Origin of the sequence: Marinomonas sp. PE14-40, from assembly GCF_051623805.1 — a bacterium.
In the GTDB taxonomy this organism is placed as follows: Bacteria; Pseudomonadota; Gammaproteobacteria; order Pseudomonadales; family Marinomonadaceae; genus Marinomonas.
The window spans coordinates 4,827,168-4,846,244 of record NZ_CP130700.1 but is presented as its reverse complement, the minus strand read 5'-3'; the positions used below and the strand labels follow the sequence as shown (position 1 = coordinate 4,846,244).

The following is a 19,077-nucleotide window of genomic DNA, read 5'->3' as shown; positions in this document are numbered from 1 at the left end:
AAAAAAAGCGCCTATTGGCGCTTTTTTTTATAACACTCTTCAACTCAACCAAAAGTCACTTAAAAGACTCTATTGAAACCGTTCAATGCAGCAACACGATATGCTTCTGCCATAGTCGGGTAGTTAAAGGTGGTATTCAAGAAGTACTTAAGGGAGTTTGCATCACCTTTCTGCTTCATAATTGCTTGACCGATATGCACGATCTCAGAAGCTTGGTCACCAAAACAATGAATCCCTAACAACTCAAGCGTTTCACGATGGAAAAGAATTTTCAACATACCAACACCTTCGTTGGTAATTTGTGCTCGAGCAGTATGCTTAAAGAAAGCTCTACCTACTTCATAAGGTACTTTTTCAGCCGTTAATTCGGCTTCGTTTTTACCAATAGAACTAATCTCAGGAATGGTATAAATACCAGTTGGCACTTCACTAATAAAGTGACCACCTTCTAGTCCATACATATTAGCAGCAACTGAGCGCCCCTGATCGTATGCAGCACTAGCAAGACTTGGCCAACCAATCACATCACCAGCAGCATAAATATGTTCAACAGAAGTCTGGTAACTATCTTTAACCGCTAATTGCCCACGACTATTAGCCTCAATACCAACACTTTCAATACCCATACCGTCAGTATTACCAGAGCGACCATTACAGAATAAGAAAGCATCAGCACGCATTTTCTTACCTGAATTCAAGTGCATAACAACACCGCGTTCAGTGCTCTCAATCCTTTCATACGATTCGTTATGACGGATCAAAACACCATTATCACGCAAATGATAACTAAGCGCGTCTGTAATCTCATCATCAAGGAAACTAAGAAGTTTAGGACCAGGGTTAATTAGCTCAACCCTAACACCCAAACCACAGAAGATAGAGGCATATTCACAACCGATAACACCCGCACCATAGATAATAATGGTTCTTGGTGTATGACTTAGACTTAAGATGGTATCAGAGCAATAAATTCTTGGGTGATCAAAATCGATGTCAGCAGGACGATAAGGTCTTGAGCCTGTTGCAATAACGATCTTCTCTGCACCTAGCAACTCAGGACCCTGCTCAGTTGCAACTTCTATCGTATTTGCATCTTTGAATTTGCCACGACCAAAGTAAATATCAATTCTATTACGGGCATAATATTCTGTACGGCTTTTAACTTGCTTACCGATAACATTGTTAGCTCGCTTAAGCACTTTCGGAAATGAGAACCAACGCGGCTCGCCAATATCACGGAACATGGGGTTAGTGTTAAACACTATAATTTCTTTAACCGCATGCCTAAGTGCTTTTGAAGGAATCGTACCCAGATGTGTACAGCTGCCTCCAACCTGATCACTCGCTTCAACAACGGCAACGCGCTTTCCTGCCTTTGCTGCATTCATCGCAGCAGCTTCACCCGCAGGACCCGTACCTAAAACCACGACATCATAATGCCTAGTTGTCATAGTATCCCCTTATATTTATTTACTTGGACGCATCGTAAAACTGATCATCAGACTGAACAGTTGCAGCTACACTCTTGTTTTCTTCGTCACACTTTCCTTTGTCGCCACCGCAAATATCACAGGCAACTTCCATACCCAATGAACTCATACCTCCGCAAGAACCTGAAATAGGCTTACGCCCCATCAGTACACCAACAGCCATTGCAGCAACAAGTAGCAACATCACGACAAATGCCAACACAATAGTAAGCATAGAATCACCTCACATTTCTTAAATTAATAAACCTATTGAGCGCTTAAATATGGTTCAAACGCTTTTGAATACTGTTCTACAAATCCTAAATCTTCTTTCACCAACATATAAACAGCAAGCCCGTTATTTTCTGCAAAGGCTAAACCCTTTTCAGGCCCCAATACTGTTATCGCGGTTGCAAACCCATCTGCCAAGGTGGCACTTTTTTCTATTACTGTAACAGAAACCAATCTATGAGTTATTGGTTTACCTGTTTTCGGGTTAATAGTGTGCGAATAACGCACGCCATTTCTTTCAAAGTAATTGCGATAATCACCTGAAGTCGCAATAGCGACATCCGCTAATTCAACCACTTTCTGAACAACACTATGGCCACCATTAGGGCTTTCTACAGCCACACGCCACGGTTCACCGTCAGGTTTTACACCTTTAGAAACAATCTCACCGCCCACCTCAACTAGGTAGGACTCAATTCCAAGTTGCTCGAGTTTTTGTGCAACTGCATCTACACCATATCCTTTGGCAATAGAAGATAAATCTATATAGATATCTTTTGTTTTCGCTAGTGTTTGACCCGTTAACTTAATTGCTGAAAAGCCCACATTTTGTTGTGCAATCGCAATCTCTCTTACACTAGGAACTGTATCTGTCTTCTTACCAGGGCCAAAACCCCACAAATTAACCAATGGTCCGACAGTAACATCATATTCACCATTAGACATTTTACTAATCATCAAGGCCTGATCGACAACATATGCCAAGTCAGTTGAAACCATTACGTCTGTATTAATAGCCGCTTTATTAAATCGTGAAAGCTCAGACTGAGGGTCATAGGTAGACATAAGCTCATTAATACGAACCAAAACTGCATCTACATCATCTTTATACTGCCATGCTGAATCCATATTCTCATTGGTATAAAACTTTACCGTATACGTAGTCCCCATAGTAGGACCAGAGAAACTTACCAATTCAGGTGTGAAGGAAAACAGTCTAACCAAGATCGCTAAAACAAATACGACACCGGCAATTAAGATAATTTTTTTAGGCATAAACTTCATTTTGATATTCGATTGCATTAAAAATAAAGACCCACCTATTGGTGGGTCTTTATCAACTAGGTAGATTAACCACCAAAGTCATCTAGCAAGATATTTTCATTCTCAACACCTAGGTCAAGTAACATCTGCACTACCGCCGAGTTCATCATTGGCGGCCCACACATGTAAAACTCACAATCTTCTGGTGCTGGATGGTCTTTCAAGTAGTTTTCATAAAGCACGTTATGAATAAACCCTTGATAACCTTCCCAGTTATCTTCTGGTTGAGGATCTGAAAGAGCAAGGTGCCACTTAAAGTTCTCATTTTCGTCTTGTAGCATGTCATACTCTTCGCTGTAGAAGGCTTCACGCAAACTACGAGCACCATACCAGAATGACATTTTACGTGTAGAATTCAGTCGCTTAAGTTGGTCGAAGATATGAGAGCGCATTGGCGCCATACCTGCACCACCACCAATGAATACCATTTCAGCATCAGTATCTTTAGCGAAGAACTCACCAAATGGACCGTATACTTTAATTGTATCACCAGGCTTAAGGCTAAATACGTAAGAAGACATTTGACCAGGTGGCAATTCATCTTTACCTGGAGGCGGTGAAGCAATACGAATATTAAACTTAACCAAACCTTTCTCTTCAGGATAGTTTGCCATTGAGTAAGCACGAATTACAGGCTCAGTTACTGTAGAAGTAAACTTCCACAAGTTAAACTTATCCCAATCTCCACGATATTCTTCTTCAATATCAAAGTCTTTATAGTGCACAGTATGGGCAGGTGCTTCTAATTGCACATAACCACCGGCACGGAAATCAACATTCTCACCTTCAGGTAATTTCAATGTTAATTCTTTGATAAAGGTTGCTAAGTTAGGGTTCGACTCAACAGTACAATCCCAAGCCTTAACACCAAAAACTTCTTCTGGCACTTCAACTTCCATGTCTTGCTTAACAGCAACCTGACATGATAAACGAAGACCTTCTTTCTCTTCACGTCGTGTAAAGTGAGAGGCTTCAGTCGCTAGCATAGAGCCACCGCCATCAAGAACCTTACATTTACACTGAGCACAAGTACCACCGCCACCACAAGCTGATGACAAGAATACGCCACTCTCTGCTAGTGTTTGCAGCAACTTACCGCCTGCCGCTACTTTAATTTCTTTTTCGCCATTTAGTCGTATCGTGATGTCACCAGAACTCACTAATCGTGCGCGAGCTACCAATATGATAGCCACCAACGCTAATACGATTGCTGTGAACATCACCACACCTAGAATGATTTCTAAGTTCAGCATCTATTTAAACCTTATTCTTGGTTATTCTTGGCCAGCCGATTAAAGCTGAACACCCGAGAATGACATGAAGCCCAAACTCATTAGCCCAACTGTGATAAAGGTAATACCTAAACCACGAAGACCAACAGGTACGTCAGAGTATTTAAGCTTCTCACGAATCCCAGCTAACGCTGCAATTGCAAGAGCCCAACCAACACCAGCACCTACGCCGTAGACAACACTTTCACCAAAGTTGTAGTCACGCTCTACCATGAACAATGATGCACCCATGATGGCACAGTTCACTGTAATCAAAGGTAGAAATACACCCAGAGCGTTATATAACGCAGGCATGTATTTATCGAGCAACATTTCGAGTATTTGTACCGCCGCAGCGATAACCCCGATATAACTCAATAGACCAAGGAAACTTAGATCAACACCAGGAAGACCTGCCCACTCAAGCGCCCCATCAGCTAACAAGTTAGTATAGATAAGGTTATTAAGAGGAACAGTGATTGCCAATACAACAACAACTGCGATACCAAGGCCAATGGCAGTTTCAACTTTTTTGGACAAAGCCAAGAAAGTACACATACCTAAGAAAAAGGCTAATGCCATATTCTCTACGAAAACAGCCTTAATAAATAAGCTAATATAATGTTCCATTATAGAGCCTCCTGCGCTTTAGAATTGGCAACAATTTTGAAATCAGCCTCTTCAACTTGATCCGATTTCCAAGCACGAAGTGCCCAAATAACCAAACCAATCACAAAGAAAGCACTAGGTGGTAGTAACATCAAACCGTTTGGCTGGTACCAACCACCGTTTTGCACTGTGGTAAAGATTTCTACACCAAATAGCTTACCTGCACCAAGTAGCTCACGGAAGAAAGCAACAATAATAAGCATGATGCTGTAACCAAGACCATTACCAATACCGTCTATGAAACTCATCACCGGACCATTTTTCATAGCGTAGGCTTCAGCACGACCCATAACGATACAGTTTGTAATAATCAAACCAACGAATACAGATAGTTGCTTAGAGATTTCAAAAGCAAAAGCTTTAAGAACCTGATCAACCACAATTACCAAGGATGCGATAATAATCATTTGTACAATGATACGAATGCTGCTTGGAATATTGCTACGTATAACCGAGATAAACAAGTTAGAAAAAGCAGTTACCATAGTCAAGGCGATTGCCATGACAAAACTTACACTCAAACTACTTGTTACAGCCAAAGCAGAACAAATACCCAGAATCTGCAAAGCGATTGGGTTATTGTTAAAAATTGGCGCAAATAAGACCTTTTTAACTTCAGACATAATTAAGCTCCTTCACCGCGCAAGTTTGCTAAGAAAGGACCAAAGCCTTCATTACCCAACCAGTAGTGAACCAGATTAGTTACACCACGACTTGTTAAGGTCGCACCAGACAATCCATCAACCTTGTATTTAGCTGCTGGGTCAGCTGCATCAACAGCGCCTTTCGCCAAACTCAAGATAGCTTCACCTTGGTCGTTATAAACTTCTTTACCTTTCCAAAGCGCTTTCCAAGCTGGATTATCAACTTCACCACCTAACCCAGGTGTTTCACCTTGGTCATAGAAGCCAAAACCAACAACGGTTGTAAAGTCGTTTTCAAGCGCCATAAAGCCATACATAGTTGACCATAGGCCATAACCATGAACAGGTAAGATGATTTTTTCAATAGCATCACCTTGCTTCACAAGGTATACAGTCGCAAAGTTAGCGCGACGCTTAATGCTCGCAATATCTTGCTCACCCGTTAAAGTGATTGATAAAGCTGGATCTTTAGCTGCTGCCTTCTGATCATAAGATGCGGCATTAATACCTGCAGCATCTAAATCAGCTTGAGAAGCAAACTCGCCTGTTTCAACATTGATAATACGCGTTTCAATCTTTTCAAAAGCTGAATCAATTGAAACCGCAGGATCAAGCAGCTCTGCTGCAGCAAGAATATTTTTCTTACGATCCAAATCTTTGTTATTCATCTGAATAGGCTTAAGGCCAACGGCTGCAGCAGCTACAAATACTGAGCAGACTAGGCACAAAGATAGCGCAACCAGAACCGTTTTTTTAGTACTGTCGTTACCACTAGACATTGCGTGCTTTCCTCCTGCTGATATTAGCTTGGATGATGAAATGGTCGATAAATGGCGCAAACAAGTTTGCAAACAAAATCGCCAGCATCATACCTTCTGGATAGGCAGGGTTAACCACACGAATCAGTACAACCATCAGACCAATAAGCGCGCCGTAGAACCATTTGCCTTTTTGAGTCATAGACGCAGACACAGGGTCAGTCGCCATAAACATCATACCAAAGGCAAAACCACCTACAACTAAGTGCCAATACCAAGGTGTAGCAAACATTGGGTTTGAGTCAGAACCAATCAGGTTGAGCAAGCTTGATGTTGCTATCATACCGACTAAAACACCAGCAACAATTTGCCAAGATGCTATCCGCATTATCAACAGAGCACTACCACCAATTAGAATGGCAAGTGTTGATGTTTCACCCATAGATCCTTGTACAAAACCAAAGAATGCATCAGACCATGCAATACCGTGAGCAGCTAGATTTTGGAAACCATCAGCAGCAACAACACTTAATGCAGTTGCACCAGAGAAACCATCAACAGCAGTCCAAACAGCATCACCAGACATAGAAGCAGGGTATGCGAAGAACAAGAATGCACGACCAGCAAGCGCAGGGTTCAGGAAGTTTTTACCTGTTCCACCAAATACTTCTTTCGCCAACACAACACCAAAGGTGATACCTAAAGCGACTTGCCATAGTGGCACAGTGGCAGGTAGTGAAAGCGCAAAAAGAATAGACGTTACGAAGAAACCTTCGTTTACTTCATGCTTACGAACAGCTGCAAACAAAACTTCCCAGAATCCACCAACCGCAAAAGCAACTAGGTAAATAGGTAAGAAATGCATCGCACCATAAATCATATTGTCCCAAAGGCTACTGGCATCATAGCCAGTCAGGGAACCGATAATAGCATGCTGCCAACCATCGCCACCTGTTACACCCATAGCATCCATTGCAGTATTTGCTTGGAAACCTATGTTGTACATACCAAAGAACATAGCAGGGAAGGTACACATCCACACTAAGATCATAATACGCTTCATATCAACCGCATCACGAACGTGCGAACCGCCTTTCGTTACCGAGCTTGGACGATAGAAGATAGTATCCACTGCTTCATACAATGCATACCATTTTTCGTATTTTCCACCTGAATGAAATTCAGGTTCCATTTTATCAAGTACTTTTCTAAGCCCCATGAATTAACCCTCTTTTTCGATCAAAGTCAGGCAATCCCTAAGGATCGGGCCATATTCAAATTTACCAGAACAGCTATAGGTACAAAGCGACAAATCTTCTTCGTCTAGCTCTAAAGCACCAAGCAATTGCGCTTGTTCTGTATCTTTTACCACAATAGATCTAAGCAACTGAGTCGGTAGAATATCCATAGGAATCAATCGTTCAAAATGACCAAGAGGCAACATTGTACGATCACTACCATTAGTCGTACTGCTCATTGCAAAATCACCTTTACCAGTCAATTTCGACCAGAAGACATTCAGCACTGAGTGCTTCTCTACGCCTGCGCGTAAATAATGCATCATTTGACGCTCACGACCTTCAGCAATAACAACTACCTGATTATGGTAGCGACCAAGGAAAGCATAAGGACCAAACGCTTTACGACCAGATAGAACTGAACCAGAAATAATTCGGTTATCACCTTCAAGTAATTCACCAGATGTCAAACCTTCAAGGTTTGCACCTAACTGAGTACGAAGCAAACGTGGCTTAGAAACTTGAGGGCCTGCTAAAGAAATAATTCGTTCAGCATCTAGTTCGCCTGTTACAAACAATTTACCGATTGCAACAACATCCTGATAGTTAACTGACCAAACCGTTTTCTTGTCACTTACTGGATCAAGAAAATGAATGTGAGTACCAGCAAGACCAGCAGGGTGAACACCAGCAAACTCTTGAACACTAACATCAGTAGTAGAAGGAATTTTAGTATCCGGTGCTTTACACACAAATACTTTACCCTGAGTAAGACGAGATAAAACCGTTAATCCATCTGCAAACGCTTCTGCTTTTTCAGCTAGTACAACCTCTGCTGATGCTGACAATGGGTTGGTATCCATTGCAGTAACAAAAATTGAACTTGGATTAGCATTAATTTCAGGCACTTTAGAGAATGGACGCGTTCTAAATGCTGTCCAAAGACCTGAATTAACTAAGTTATCAACGACTACTTGACGATCAAGAGATTTAAGCTCTGAACCAGAAAAAGAGCTAAACACTTCTTTTTCATCGCCTTCAACATTAATTACAACGGATTGAAGTACTCGCTTATCGCCACGATTAATCGCCGCAACGGTACCTGCTGCAGGTGATGTATATTTCACACCTTCAGTCTTTTTATCTGTAAAGAGCAATTGCCCTTTCTTCACCTTATCTCCGACCGCAACTTCCATAGTAGGTTTCATACCATGGTAGTCAGGACCGATCACAGCAACGGAACTCGCAGCTGCAGCATTCTCAATCACTTGATTGGGAGCGCCACTAATCGGGAGATCTAGGCCCTTAGTAATTTTAAACATATGTTCTGCCCAACAAAAATTGAACACAAAAGCGCATTACGTGATATCTGTGACCCCCTCCGGGAAAACATTCACAATCCATCGACTGTTACTAAACCAGCCTTTTAACGTAAACTCACTTCACCAAAAAACCGACGCATTATAAAGATCATTATGCTAATTGACTACTGCTAGCTAGCTAGATCGGCCAATTGTTTAACGATTAAAGACATTCTTATAGTGAAAAACGACTCAAAATAGGCGCTTTCATCCTATCTCTAACTAAAATGACTATTTTCGTAACTCAACATATATTTTTTTGTCATAGGTCATATTCACCTGACAAAATCACAAACTTTACACATAATCTTAGTTAGATGGCGTTATCAAACTCTAGAATATATTTCAGTAAACTAAAGATTTTTGTAATAATTTTTAATTTAACCTCACCTCCTCCCTTCAGTAGTAAAAAATCATAGGCGCACATCCCCATTACCCACGCAAAAAATAACGTTCACGAACCGATTATTAAACGCCTATCTCATTGCCCCCTCTTAATTAACTACGTACACTTGTTCATCCTAGATCACTCTCTATTGACTCAAGCATTTCATAAGTAACAAGGAAATTTGTTTTAAAGATGTCGCTACTACCTTCGCTCGAGCTTACGTTACGTCCAGGCTATGAAAACTCAATTCATGCCGAGAATGGATCCACCTTGGCGTTACAGCTATTAGAAATTTGCCAACAAATGTCTGGACCTCTCGTTTTACTACTTGATTCAGTCGCCAAGGTAAACCAATTAGAAAGTGAACTAGCTTTCTTAAATAGCAAAAGAGTACCGGTATTACGATTTGCAGATTGGGAAACTTTACCCTACGACGCCTTTTCGCCTCATCAGGATATTATTTCTTCACGTCTAGAAACCTTGTCTCAATTGGCAGATCTACGCCAAGCGATCGTACTAACAACATTAGCTTCCGCCAATTCACGCTTATGCCCTAAATCCCATATAGATGCACAACGCTTTGTTGTGAGTGAAGGGCAACACCTATCATTAGAAAAGCTTGCATCACAGTTAACAAGCGGTGGTTATTTAAATGTTGAGAGCGTAAGGGAGCATGGTGAATTTGCAATTCGTGGGGCATTAATGGATGTCTACCCCATGGGGTCAAACAACCCTATACGCATTGACTGGTTTGATGATGAAATTGACTCGTTACGATGGTTTGATGCTGAAACTCAAAGAAGTACAGAAAAACTTTCGGCTCTTAAAATGCTACCGGCACGAGAAATACCAGCAAGTCAGGAAGGCTGCCAAACCTTTAGGCAGAAGTGGCGTGAGCGCTTTAGTTCAAGCCCTTTACAAACACCCATTTACCAAGACATCTCAAATGGCATCATCCCAGCAGGAATAGAATACTACTTACCTTTATTCTTTAGTCAAACGAATAGCTTTTTCGACTATTTACCTGCTAACAGTGCCATCATCCTTGATGACAAGATCTCAATACAGCTGGACTTTTTAGATAGTGAGTTTAAGGCAAGACATGAGTCATTAGGCTACAACATAGAACGTCCAATTCTTGAACCTCATGAGATAAATCTTAGAAAAGAAGAGTTCTTCCATCACCTCAAGCAGTTTGCTCAAATCAAGGTTAGCCAAGGCAAACAAAAAGAGTTTGATCTACTACCAGACTTAATTCTTGAATCAAAAGCTAAGAACCCTATCCAGAAACTAGCTAGTTTTCTCAGCATTCAAGGTCAACGCACCCTCATCGTCGCTGAAACAGCAGGACGAAGAGAAGCCCTACTCGAACTACTTAATGAATATAAAATAAAGCCTGTCCCTTGTGATAATTGGCAATCGTTTTTAGTCGCCAAAGATAACTTAAATATCACGACTGGCTCATTAGAGAACGGCTTTATTATAAATCAAAATATTGCCGTCATTGCAGAACAACAAATTCTAGGTGAAAGGGTCTCTCAACATAGGCGGCAGAACAGCAGTGATGTTAATCAAGACGCCATTATTCGCAATCTGACTGAACTTAGACTCAATGCACCTGTTGTTCATATCGACCATGGTGTCGGCCGTTACCTTGGACTGACCAATTTAGAAATAGATGGACAAGAAACGGAGCTATTAACCTTAGGCTACGCTAACGAAGCCAAACTCTATGTACCTGTTTCATCGCTGCAACTGATATCACGTTATACAGGAGCGGACGAAGACCATGCCCCACTCCATAAACTTGGAACAGAAAAGTGGAGCATAGCCAAACAAAAAGCCGCTGAAAAAGCACGAGATACAGCCGCAGAGCTACTTGAAATTTATGCAAAGCGTGAATCCCGCGAAGGTCATGCCTTTAATAAACCCGATCAAGATTACGCCCTTTTCTCCCAAGGCTTTCCATTTGAAGAAACACCTGATCAACAACTTGCAATTAGTGCTGTTGTTCAAGACATGGTTAGCAAAAAACCTATGGATAGACTGGTATGTGGCGATGTGGGCTTTGGTAAAACAGAAGTCGCTATGCGTGCAGCCTTTATGGCGGTTCAGGGAGGTAAACAAGTGGCCGTACTGGTTCCAACCACCCTGTTAGCTCAACAACATTATGAAAACTTTTGCGACAGGTTCGCAGACTGGCCAATAGAAATTGAGCTTCTGTCTCGTTTTAGAAGCGGCAAACAATCCAGTGCCGCCATTAATAGATTAGAGCAAGGGAAAGCCGATATTGTTGTCGGTACCCACAAGCTAATTCAAGGTGATATTAAATACGCTAATTTAGGCCTAGTAATCATAGATGAAGAACATAGGTTTGGTGTTAAGCAAAAGGATCAATTCAAAGCATTACGCTCTGAAGTTGATATTCTTACTTTAACGGCGACGCCTATCCCAAGAACATTAAACATGTCTCTGTCTGGGATTCGCGACTTATCCATAATCGCCACACCGCCAGCCAAACGTCTGTCGGTAAATACTTTTGTGAAACAAAAAGACAATCATACCGTGAAGGAAGCAATTTTACGTGAACTTCACCGTGGCGGTCAGGTCTATTTCCTACACAATGATGTACAAACTATTGCTAAGGCAGCTGAAGAGCTAGCTGAGCTTATCCCTGAAGGACGCATACTTATTGGCCATGGCCAGATGCGAGAAAGAGAACTTGAGCAGGTCATGTCTGATTTCTACCATAAAAGAGCAAACATTCTCGTCTGCTCAACCATCATAGAAACCGGCATAGACATTCCAAATGCAAACACAATAATCATTAATCGAGCAGACAAATTTGGCTTAGCACAATTACACCAGTTAAGGGGGCGTGTAGGCCGCTCACATCATCAGGCTTATGCTTATTTATTAACACCTGAAGATAGAAACATTACCAAGGATGCAGAAAAACGACTTGAAGCAATACAGCTTGCAGACACCCTTGGAGCAGGCTTCACACTTGCCACCCACGACTTAGAAATACGTGGAACCGGCGAGTTACTCGGCGAAGGACAAAGTGGCCACATAGAACATGTTGGATTTTCACTCTTTATGGAAATGCTCGATCGCGCAGTGAAATCACTACAACAAGGCGAAGCACCAGATGTCGACATCAGCACACCATCACAAACCGACATTAATTTAAGGGTCCCTGCTCTCATCCCAGATGATTATTTAGGCGATGTACACAGCCGCCTCATTTTATACAAACGTATTGCAAGTGCATCGAGTGAAAAGGAGCTCAAAGACCTTCAGGTTGAAATGATAGATCGCTTTGGATTACTCCCGAATCCTACCAAAAACTTATTCCAGCAGACTCAAATTAAGTTGAAAGCCGAAAAGCTAGGTATCAATAAAATCGAAGCAGGACCGCAAGAGGCCAAAATTTCGTTTAAAGAGAAAACACCGATTGATCCAATGAGGTTAATTACCTTGATTCAAACTAAGCCAGATACCTATAAATTGGCTGGGCCTACTGCCCTTAAAGTGCAAGCAAAAATGCTCACTGCTGAGCAAAGATTTGAAAACATCCACAAACTATTGGAATTATTGCATTAATGTTAATTAAGTCATTTTCACTAACAATACTGGGTTTATGCTTGGCTCAAACAATTTATGCAGCAGACGTATTGCCGACTAATGAGCCAGAAAAATCAAACGCTAGAGCTTATCGAGCTCATCTATTGAGTTTTGTATGGCCTGATAAAATGAGCAGCGAACAGGTTAATTATCAAAACATTTATCAATTAGATAACATCAAGCGTTTCGCTAATGAAGAAGATGCAATCCAAAGTACAAGTATCATGGATTCAACTACTCAGGAATTAGATGTAACAACTGAGCCCAATCCATTTTTACAATATCAAGCACTAATGGATAGAAGAGTTACCATTTTATCCAATCAGACCTGGCCTATGATTTTTGAAGAACAAGGCAACGTGGTTCTCGAGGATTTTCATAGCAAGCAACTTTTTGACGGCTACCCTGAGCTGACAGGGAAAATGAAGGTTAAGCTTGGCCGCTACCTAGAAACAGAAATCCAATACCAACACTTTATATTCGATAGCTTTACAGCCCCTGTGGAGCAAATCAATCAAACTAAAGGCATCATTTTTGATGAACTTGATCCTTTTGAAGAATCTGGCCTATTTAATGAGATAACTCCTGAAGAGAAAGTCATTCAATTATATGAACCTGCATTAGTACTGTCCTTCACCGCAGAGAGAAAGACTGCCAGCAAGAAACTTAATTATCTTGACCACCCAATTATTGGTAGCCTACTTTATTTTGAACCTATTTCTGTTGACGATGCTGAGCACGAGCTAATGCTACAAGCACTGACAGAAGAAGAAATGGTTAGAGATGCAGAAGCAAGCATTAGTATTGAACCAGAAGAAAGTTTAGACATTTTACTTAACCAATCTGAACTCAATAAGCCACCAGAAAGCACGCAATAGATATTTCATTGGCTAGGATTTGAAACTCATCTAAACTCTAAAAAGACATTAATCATATTTAAAACAAACAAATAGACTCACATAAAGACAGGACGAAATTATGGCGAACATTTTTAAGTTGTTAACTAGCTTCTTGTTGATAAGCGTTTTTAGTACCGTTCAAGCTCAGACTTTGACTATAGGCATAGTGCCACAACAATCAGCTAAAAAATTAGCTAGATTATGGACACCTATCTGTACCTATTTAAGCGAAAAAATAGGTCATGAGATTCGTTTTAGTACAGCCAATGATATCCCAACTTTTGAGAAGCGCGTTCTAGAGGGCCAATACGATATCGCTTACATGAACCCTTACCACTACACGGTGTTTCATGAAAGGCCAGGCTATAATGCAATAGCGAAGCAAAAAGACAAAAAGATTAAAGGAATTCTTGTTGTCCCTAAAGACAGCCCTTTAACCAAGCTCGAAGAACTTGATGGCAGTACGCTTGCTTTCCCCGCACCTGCAGCCTTCGCCGCAAGTGTTTTACCAAGAGCAAAAATGGCTAAAGATGGCATCAAGATCACCCCTAAATATGTTTCATCTCACGACTCCGTATATCTAACGGTTTCCCGCAATATATTCCCAGCAGGTGGCGGCGTTCAAAGAACCTTAAATAACACAGCATCAGATGTAAGTGATAAATTAAAAGTATTGTGGACAACACCTGGTTACACACCGCACGCAATCGCTACTCACCCAGACTTAGATAACAGCATAAAAAACAAACTTCAAAAAGCCTTAGTTGAAATGAACTCTGACCCTGAAGGCCAAGCGCTACTTAAAAGCATTAATTTTAAAGGCATGGAGCTTGCGAAAGATAAAGACTGGGATGATGTTAGAGACCTCAACATCACTCTTTTAGAGCATTTATTAAAATAATATCAGGTCTTAATAGGAGATAAGTGTGTCATTAAGAATTAAAACTATTCTTGGCGTTGCTCTCATTGAGGCCTTATTACTCATTCTGCTCGTCAGCATGACACTTAACTATCTAAAAACCACCAACTATTCTAGCTTGGCTAAACGAGCAACTACGACTGCTGAGCTCTTTTCAACCACAACAAAAGATGCAATTTTATCTTATGATCTTGCTTCTCTAGAGTCTTTTGTAAGTGAAGTATTAAAAAATCCAGATCTGAGTTATGCCAGAGTACTAGGGCCAGATGGTGAAGTATTCGCCAGTGGTGGAGACCCTGAAGGTCTTGATAAAGATTTTATCGATGATAAAAACGTTGAAATGGTTGATGACGGTATTTTTGATACCCACTCTATCATTGAAGAAGGTGGTGTCATTTATGGCCAAGTAGAGATTGGCATTGATATCACAGGCATTTTAAACACCATTGAAGAAGCAGAACAAAGAAGTATTTTCATTGCAGGTATTGAGATGCTCCTTGTAGCTCTTTTCTCATTCGCTCTTGGAACTTACCTTACCAAGCAACTTAAAGTACTCATGAAGGCCACTAAAAGCATTGCTGATGGCACGTTAGATATCAACATTCCCGTCTCTGGCAAAGATGAGTTAGCAGCAGTATCTAGCGCCTTCAACTTAATGGCCAAGAATCTACATGAGGCGAGTGAGCGACGTGACTTAATAGAAGCAGAACTAAAAGAGTTTAATCAAAAACTAGAAGAGATTGTCCAGAAACGAACCCAAGTCATCATAGATAAAAACCAACAACTCGAAACAGCGAATAAAAACATAAAAGAGACACAAACCAAATTAATGCAATCTGAAAAAATGGCCTCAGTTGGTTTATTAGCTGCAGGCGTTGCTCATGAAATTAATAACCCTATGAGCTTCATTATTAGCAATATTGATATTCTTGAAGAGTACTCCGAACAGTTTTTAACCCTAATCACACTGTACAAAAAAATATCACTTGAAGCTGACGATAAAGAGAAATTGTTAAAACAAATAGAAGCATTTGAAAATGAAATTGATTTAGATTTTATCCAGCAGGACCTACCTAGCCTCATTAAAGACACTAAAGAAGGCACTGGACGGGTGAAGGAAATCGTTCAGGGATTAAAAGATTTTTCTCATGCAGATCAAGAAACTAGCCATAGCTACTCTGACCTCAATGATTGTATTAATAGCACCCTAAAAGTGGTGAACAACGAACTTAAATATCATTGTGATATAAAAACAAACTTAGAGAAATTGCCTAATACCTACTGCGCACCAGGCCAAATAAAACAAGTTATCTTGAATTTGCTTATTAACGCAGGCCATGCGATTAAAGAAAAAGGCGTAATTGAGATAAACAGCCAACATCTCGATGGTTACATTAAAATCAGCGTGAAAGATAATGGCTGCGGCATTTCGGAAGAGCAAATAGACAAACTTTTTGACCCCTTCTATACGACAAAACCTTTAGGAAAAGGAACAGGTTTAGGTTTAGCTATTTCTTATGGCATTATCGAAGAGCATAAAGGCATGATAGATATTGAGAGTAAACAAGGTATAGGTAGCACCTTCACTATCACGCTACCTGTAATCAAGGAAGAAAGTCAGATGCCTGCCAGCTCCAAGGCTTAACAGACATCTTAAAAGCGAAACCTAATAGCCTTTATATTGACTTAGTTTGCTAAACCATTTTATTGCCTTACCCTCAGCAGCACTCAAGACCGATAGTCCTAACTTCTCAGCTAGCTTTTTTGGCTCCTGATAATGAATCGAAACCACATCACTTGAATCAAACTGAGAAACCAAATAAGCATCGCTGGTGCTTACCTGATCAATTAAGTTATTTTTCAGCGCCTGCGATCCATACCAAACATCACCCGTTGCAATCGCATCTATATCGATAACCGGTCGCGCACTAGAAACAAACTCTTTAAATAGAACATGAGTATCTTCAAGGTCTTGCTTGAATTTAGCACGGCCTTCATCTGTATTTTCACCGAGCATTGTTAAAGTGCGCTTGTATTTACCCGCCGTATGAAGCTCGACATCGACTAAACTTTTATCTAATAAACGATGGATGTTAGGTACTTGGGCAACGACACCAATAGAACCCAATATAGCGAATGGTGCTGCGATAATTTTATCAGCGACACACGCCATCATATAACCACCACTTGCCGCCACTTTATCAACACAAATGGTTAGAGAAAGGTTCGCATCTTTAATACGTTGTAATTGAGACGCGGCTAAACCGTATCCATGTACAACACCACCACCACTTTCTAAACGAACAACAACTTCGTCTTTAGGTGTAGCTATTGATAAGATAGCAGTAATTTCACGACGTAAAGCTTGAGTCGCACTTGCTTGAATATCGCCATCAAAGTCAATTACAAATACACGTTTTTTTGCATCTGCTAAACTGACATCTTGTTTTTTAGATTTCTTCTCTGCTTTCGCAGCTAACTTATCTTGTTTCTTCTTTTCCTTTTGCTGCTGTTTTAGCTGTTTTTTATCAAGTAATTCATTTTCCAGTTGCGTCTTAGCCGCATCATAACTGTCGTTCAACTTAGTGACTTTCAAGCCACCTGGTTTTTCTTTACTTTTACTCGCAAAGATACCAGCAAAAGTAAGCACTATGATCAATGCAACTGTCACCAGTTTTAGCAGGAAGCCTGCATATTCAATTAAAAATTCCAATTTTTCCGCCTTTTTCGACAATTATCAAATAGATTTTTCTTAAAACTCTGTACCTAGGTATATATGGTAAATTTTGTTAAAAACAATGTCTTATATTAAAAAGTCTAGACTTCCTCTGCTTCACAATATCTCTTATCATTCACGTAATTAATCTTTATCATTCCAAACTAGGAGCAAATCCATGACTGCGACCCTATTTCAGGCTCTCAGCAAGAACTTTTTAGGAAGTTCTCCTCTATGGTTTAAACAAACCATCATTGCATTTCTAATATTAAATCCAATTATTTTAATGACAGCAGGGCCCTTTGTTGCAGGCTGGTTATTAATTGTTGAGTTTATTTTTACCCTTGCGATGGCATTAAAGTGTTACCCGCTTCAACCCGGTGGCCTATTAGCTATTGAAGCCGTTGCCATTGGTTTAACAGATTCTCATGGCGTCTATAAAGAAGTGGTCAATAACTTTCCCGTTATTTTACTTCTAATGTTCATGGTAGCTGGCATTTACTTTATGAAGGACATGCTGCTTTTCATATTCAATAAACTATTGATTCGCGTACGCTCTAAAGTCGCTATATCTTTACTTTTCAGCCTTTCAGCTGCCATTTTATCTGCTTTTTTAGATGCACTAACGGTAACCGCTGTACTTATCAGTGTTGGTGTTGGTTTCTTCTCTGTATACCATAAGGTTGCTTCAGGTAAAAAGCCTGATCACGATCATGACCACGGTTCAGATGAACAAGTATTAGAAACCAACCGTGACGATCTTGAGAAATTCCGTGCTTTCTTACGTAGTTTGTTAATGCATGGTGCAGTTGGTACCGCACTTGGCGGTGTTGCAACACTTGTTGGCGAACCCCAAAACCTACTAATTGCTGAAGTTGCTGGCTGGGATTTTGTTGAGTTCTTCCTTTATGTTGCGCCAATATCTATGCCTGTTTTAGCTGCCGGTTTAATCACTGTGGTACTTTTGGAAAAAACAAAAAGCTTTGGTTATGGTGCTCTACTACCTGACAACATCCGTCAGATTCTGCAAAACTACGACGAAGAAGCTGACAAGCGCAGTACACCTGCCCATAAGGCTAAACTCCTAGTGCAAGCTGTTGTTGCTGTTATATTGGTTCTATCTCTAGCTTTTCATGTCGCAGAAGTTGGCCTTGTTGGCCTAATGATTATCGTGCTTTTGACGGCGTTTAACGGCATAACAGAAGAACACAGAATTGGACACGCATTCGAAGAAGCACTGCCTTTCACGGCACTTTTAGTTGTTTTCTTTACTATCGTATCTGTTATTCACCACCAGCACTTGTTCCAGCCAGTAATCACTTATGTGCTTTCTTTACCACTAAATCAGCAACCTATTATGTTTTTTGCTGCTAACGGTATTTTGTCTGCCATTAGTGACAACGTTTTTGTCGCAACGGTTTACATCAATGAAGTAAAAGCTGCATTAGATGCTGGCACAATTTCACGCGAACATTTTGACAAGCTAGCTATTGCCGTTAACACAGGTACTAACCTACCAAGTGTTGCAACCCCCAATGGACAAGCTGCCTTTTTATTCCTATTAACTTCTGCGATTGCGCCACTACTGCGTTTATCTTATGGTCGCATGGTTTGGATGGCACTACCTTATACAATCGTTTTAAGCGTTGTAGGCGGTACCTGTGTAAGCATATTTTTATAAATAGCCTACAGAGATAACACAATAAAAAACCCAGCATTTGCTGGGTTTTTTTTATCTACCAAAAGAAAGCTAATTCATCAAATAACAAATTTGCCCAAAAAA

15 protein-coding genes are annotated in these 19,077 nt (G+C 40.6%); 5 read left to right on the top strand and 10 right to left on the bottom strand.

All coding sequences use genetic code 11. The features are described from left to right. Positions 1-59: 59 nt before the first annotated feature. Genes sthA through Q0A08_RS22435 form a run of 9 tightly spaced genes read right to left on the bottom strand, consistent with a single transcriptional unit; the run spans position 60 to position 8,706 of the window. Positions 60-1,451, bottom strand: coding sequence for a Si-specific NAD(P)(+) transhydrogenase (sthA, locus tag Q0A08_RS22475; RefSeq protein WP_438463753.1), 1,392 nt, complete (start codon positions 1,449-1,451; stop codon positions 60-62). Between the two features lie 19 nt (positions 1,452-1,470). Continuing rightward, complete coding sequence (gene nqrM / locus Q0A08_RS22470) at positions 1,471-1,704, bottom strand: (Na+)-NQR maturation NqrM (protein WP_438463752.1); 234 nt, start codon at positions 1,702-1,704, stop codon at positions 1,471-1,473. Positions 1,705-1,736: 32 nt separating this feature from the next. Beyond that, the gene (locus Q0A08_RS22465; RefSeq protein ID WP_438463751.1) at positions 1,737-2,783 is read right to left on the bottom strand and encodes an FAD:protein FMN transferase; all 1,047 of its coding nucleotides are present in this window, start codon (positions 2,781-2,783) and stop codon (positions 1,737-1,739) included. 47 nt (positions 2,784-2,830) lie between these two features. Further along, positions 2,831-4,057 (bottom strand): NADH:ubiquinone reductase (Na(+)-transporting) subunit F, encoded by a 1,227-nt coding sequence (nqrF, locus tag Q0A08_RS22460; protein WP_438463750.1) that lies wholly within the window; start codon positions 4,055-4,057, stop codon positions 2,831-2,833. A gap of 39 nt (positions 4,058-4,096) precedes the next feature. After that, a complete protein-coding gene (gene nqrE, locus Q0A08_RS22455; protein ID WP_009833701.1) occupies positions 4,097-4,705 on the bottom strand; it encodes an NADH:ubiquinone reductase (Na(+)-transporting) subunit E in 609 nt (202 codons plus the stop codon). Then, the gene (locus Q0A08_RS22450; protein ID WP_438463749.1) at positions 4,705-5,367 is read right to left on the bottom strand and encodes an NADH:ubiquinone reductase (Na(+)-transporting) subunit D; all 663 of its coding nucleotides are present in this window, start codon (positions 5,365-5,367) and stop codon (positions 4,705-4,707) included. Before Q0A08_RS22450 ends, nqrE begins: the two co-directional genes overlap by 1 nt. A gap of 2 nt (positions 5,368-5,369) precedes the next feature. Further along, positions 5,370-6,167: a Na(+)-translocating NADH-quinone reductase subunit C gene (locus tag Q0A08_RS22445; RefSeq protein WP_438463748.1), complete on the bottom strand. Its 798-nt coding sequence runs from the start codon at positions 6,165-6,167 to the stop codon at positions 5,370-5,372. Beyond that, positions 6,160-7,365 carry an NADH:ubiquinone reductase (Na(+)-transporting) subunit B gene (locus Q0A08_RS22440; protein WP_438463747.1) on the bottom strand — a complete coding sequence of 402 codons (1,206 nt, stop codon included), beginning with the start codon at positions 7,363-7,365 and terminating at the stop codon, positions 6,160-6,162. The genes Q0A08_RS22445 and Q0A08_RS22440 overlap by 8 nt, the downstream gene beginning before the upstream one ends. A 3-nt stretch (positions 7,366-7,368) precedes the next feature. After that, positions 7,369-8,706, bottom strand: coding sequence for a Na(+)-translocating NADH-quinone reductase subunit A (locus Q0A08_RS22435; RefSeq protein ID WP_438463746.1), 1,338 nt, complete (start codon positions 8,704-8,706; stop codon positions 7,369-7,371). Between the two features lie 619 nt (positions 8,707-9,325). Here Q0A08_RS22435 and mfd point away from each other — a divergent pair. The 4 genes from mfd (at position 9,326) to Q0A08_RS22415 (ending at position 16,223) form a co-directional block, all read left to right on the top strand. Then, positions 9,326-12,739 (top strand): transcription-repair coupling factor, encoded by a 3,414-nt coding sequence (mfd, locus tag Q0A08_RS22430; RefSeq protein ID WP_438463745.1) that lies wholly within the window; start codon positions 9,326-9,328, stop codon positions 12,737-12,739. 41 nt (positions 12,740-12,780) lie between these two features. Continuing rightward, positions 12,781-13,638, top strand: a complete 858-nt coding sequence (locus Q0A08_RS22425) for a hypothetical protein (RefSeq protein ID WP_438463744.1) — start codon at positions 12,781-12,783, stop codon at positions 13,636-13,638. 100 nt (positions 13,639-13,738) lie between these two features. Then, complete coding sequence (locus Q0A08_RS22420; RefSeq protein WP_438463743.1) at positions 13,739-14,560, top strand: phosphate/phosphite/phosphonate ABC transporter substrate-binding protein; 822 nt, start codon at positions 13,739-13,741, stop codon at positions 14,558-14,560. Between the two features lie 25 nt (positions 14,561-14,585). Further along, the gene (locus tag Q0A08_RS22415) at positions 14,586-16,223 is read left to right on the top strand and encodes an ATP-binding protein (RefSeq protein ID WP_438463742.1); all 1,638 of its coding nucleotides are present in this window, start codon (positions 14,586-14,588) and stop codon (positions 16,221-16,223) included. Positions 16,224-16,244: 21 nt separating this feature from the next. Here the strand turns inward: Q0A08_RS22415 and sohB are convergent, their stop codons facing one another. Then, positions 16,245-17,291: a protease SohB gene (gene sohB / locus Q0A08_RS22410; protein ID WP_438463741.1), complete on the bottom strand. Its 1,047-nt coding sequence runs from the start codon at positions 17,289-17,291 to the stop codon at positions 16,245-16,247. A gap of 181 nt (positions 17,292-17,472) precedes the next feature. Here sohB and nhaB point away from each other — a divergent pair, with 181 nt between their 5' ends. Then, positions 17,473-18,975: a sodium/proton antiporter NhaB gene (nhaB, locus tag Q0A08_RS22405; RefSeq protein WP_438463740.1), complete on the top strand. Its 1,503-nt coding sequence runs from the start codon at positions 17,473-17,475 to the stop codon at positions 18,973-18,975. Positions 18,976-19,077: the final 102 nt, after the last annotated feature.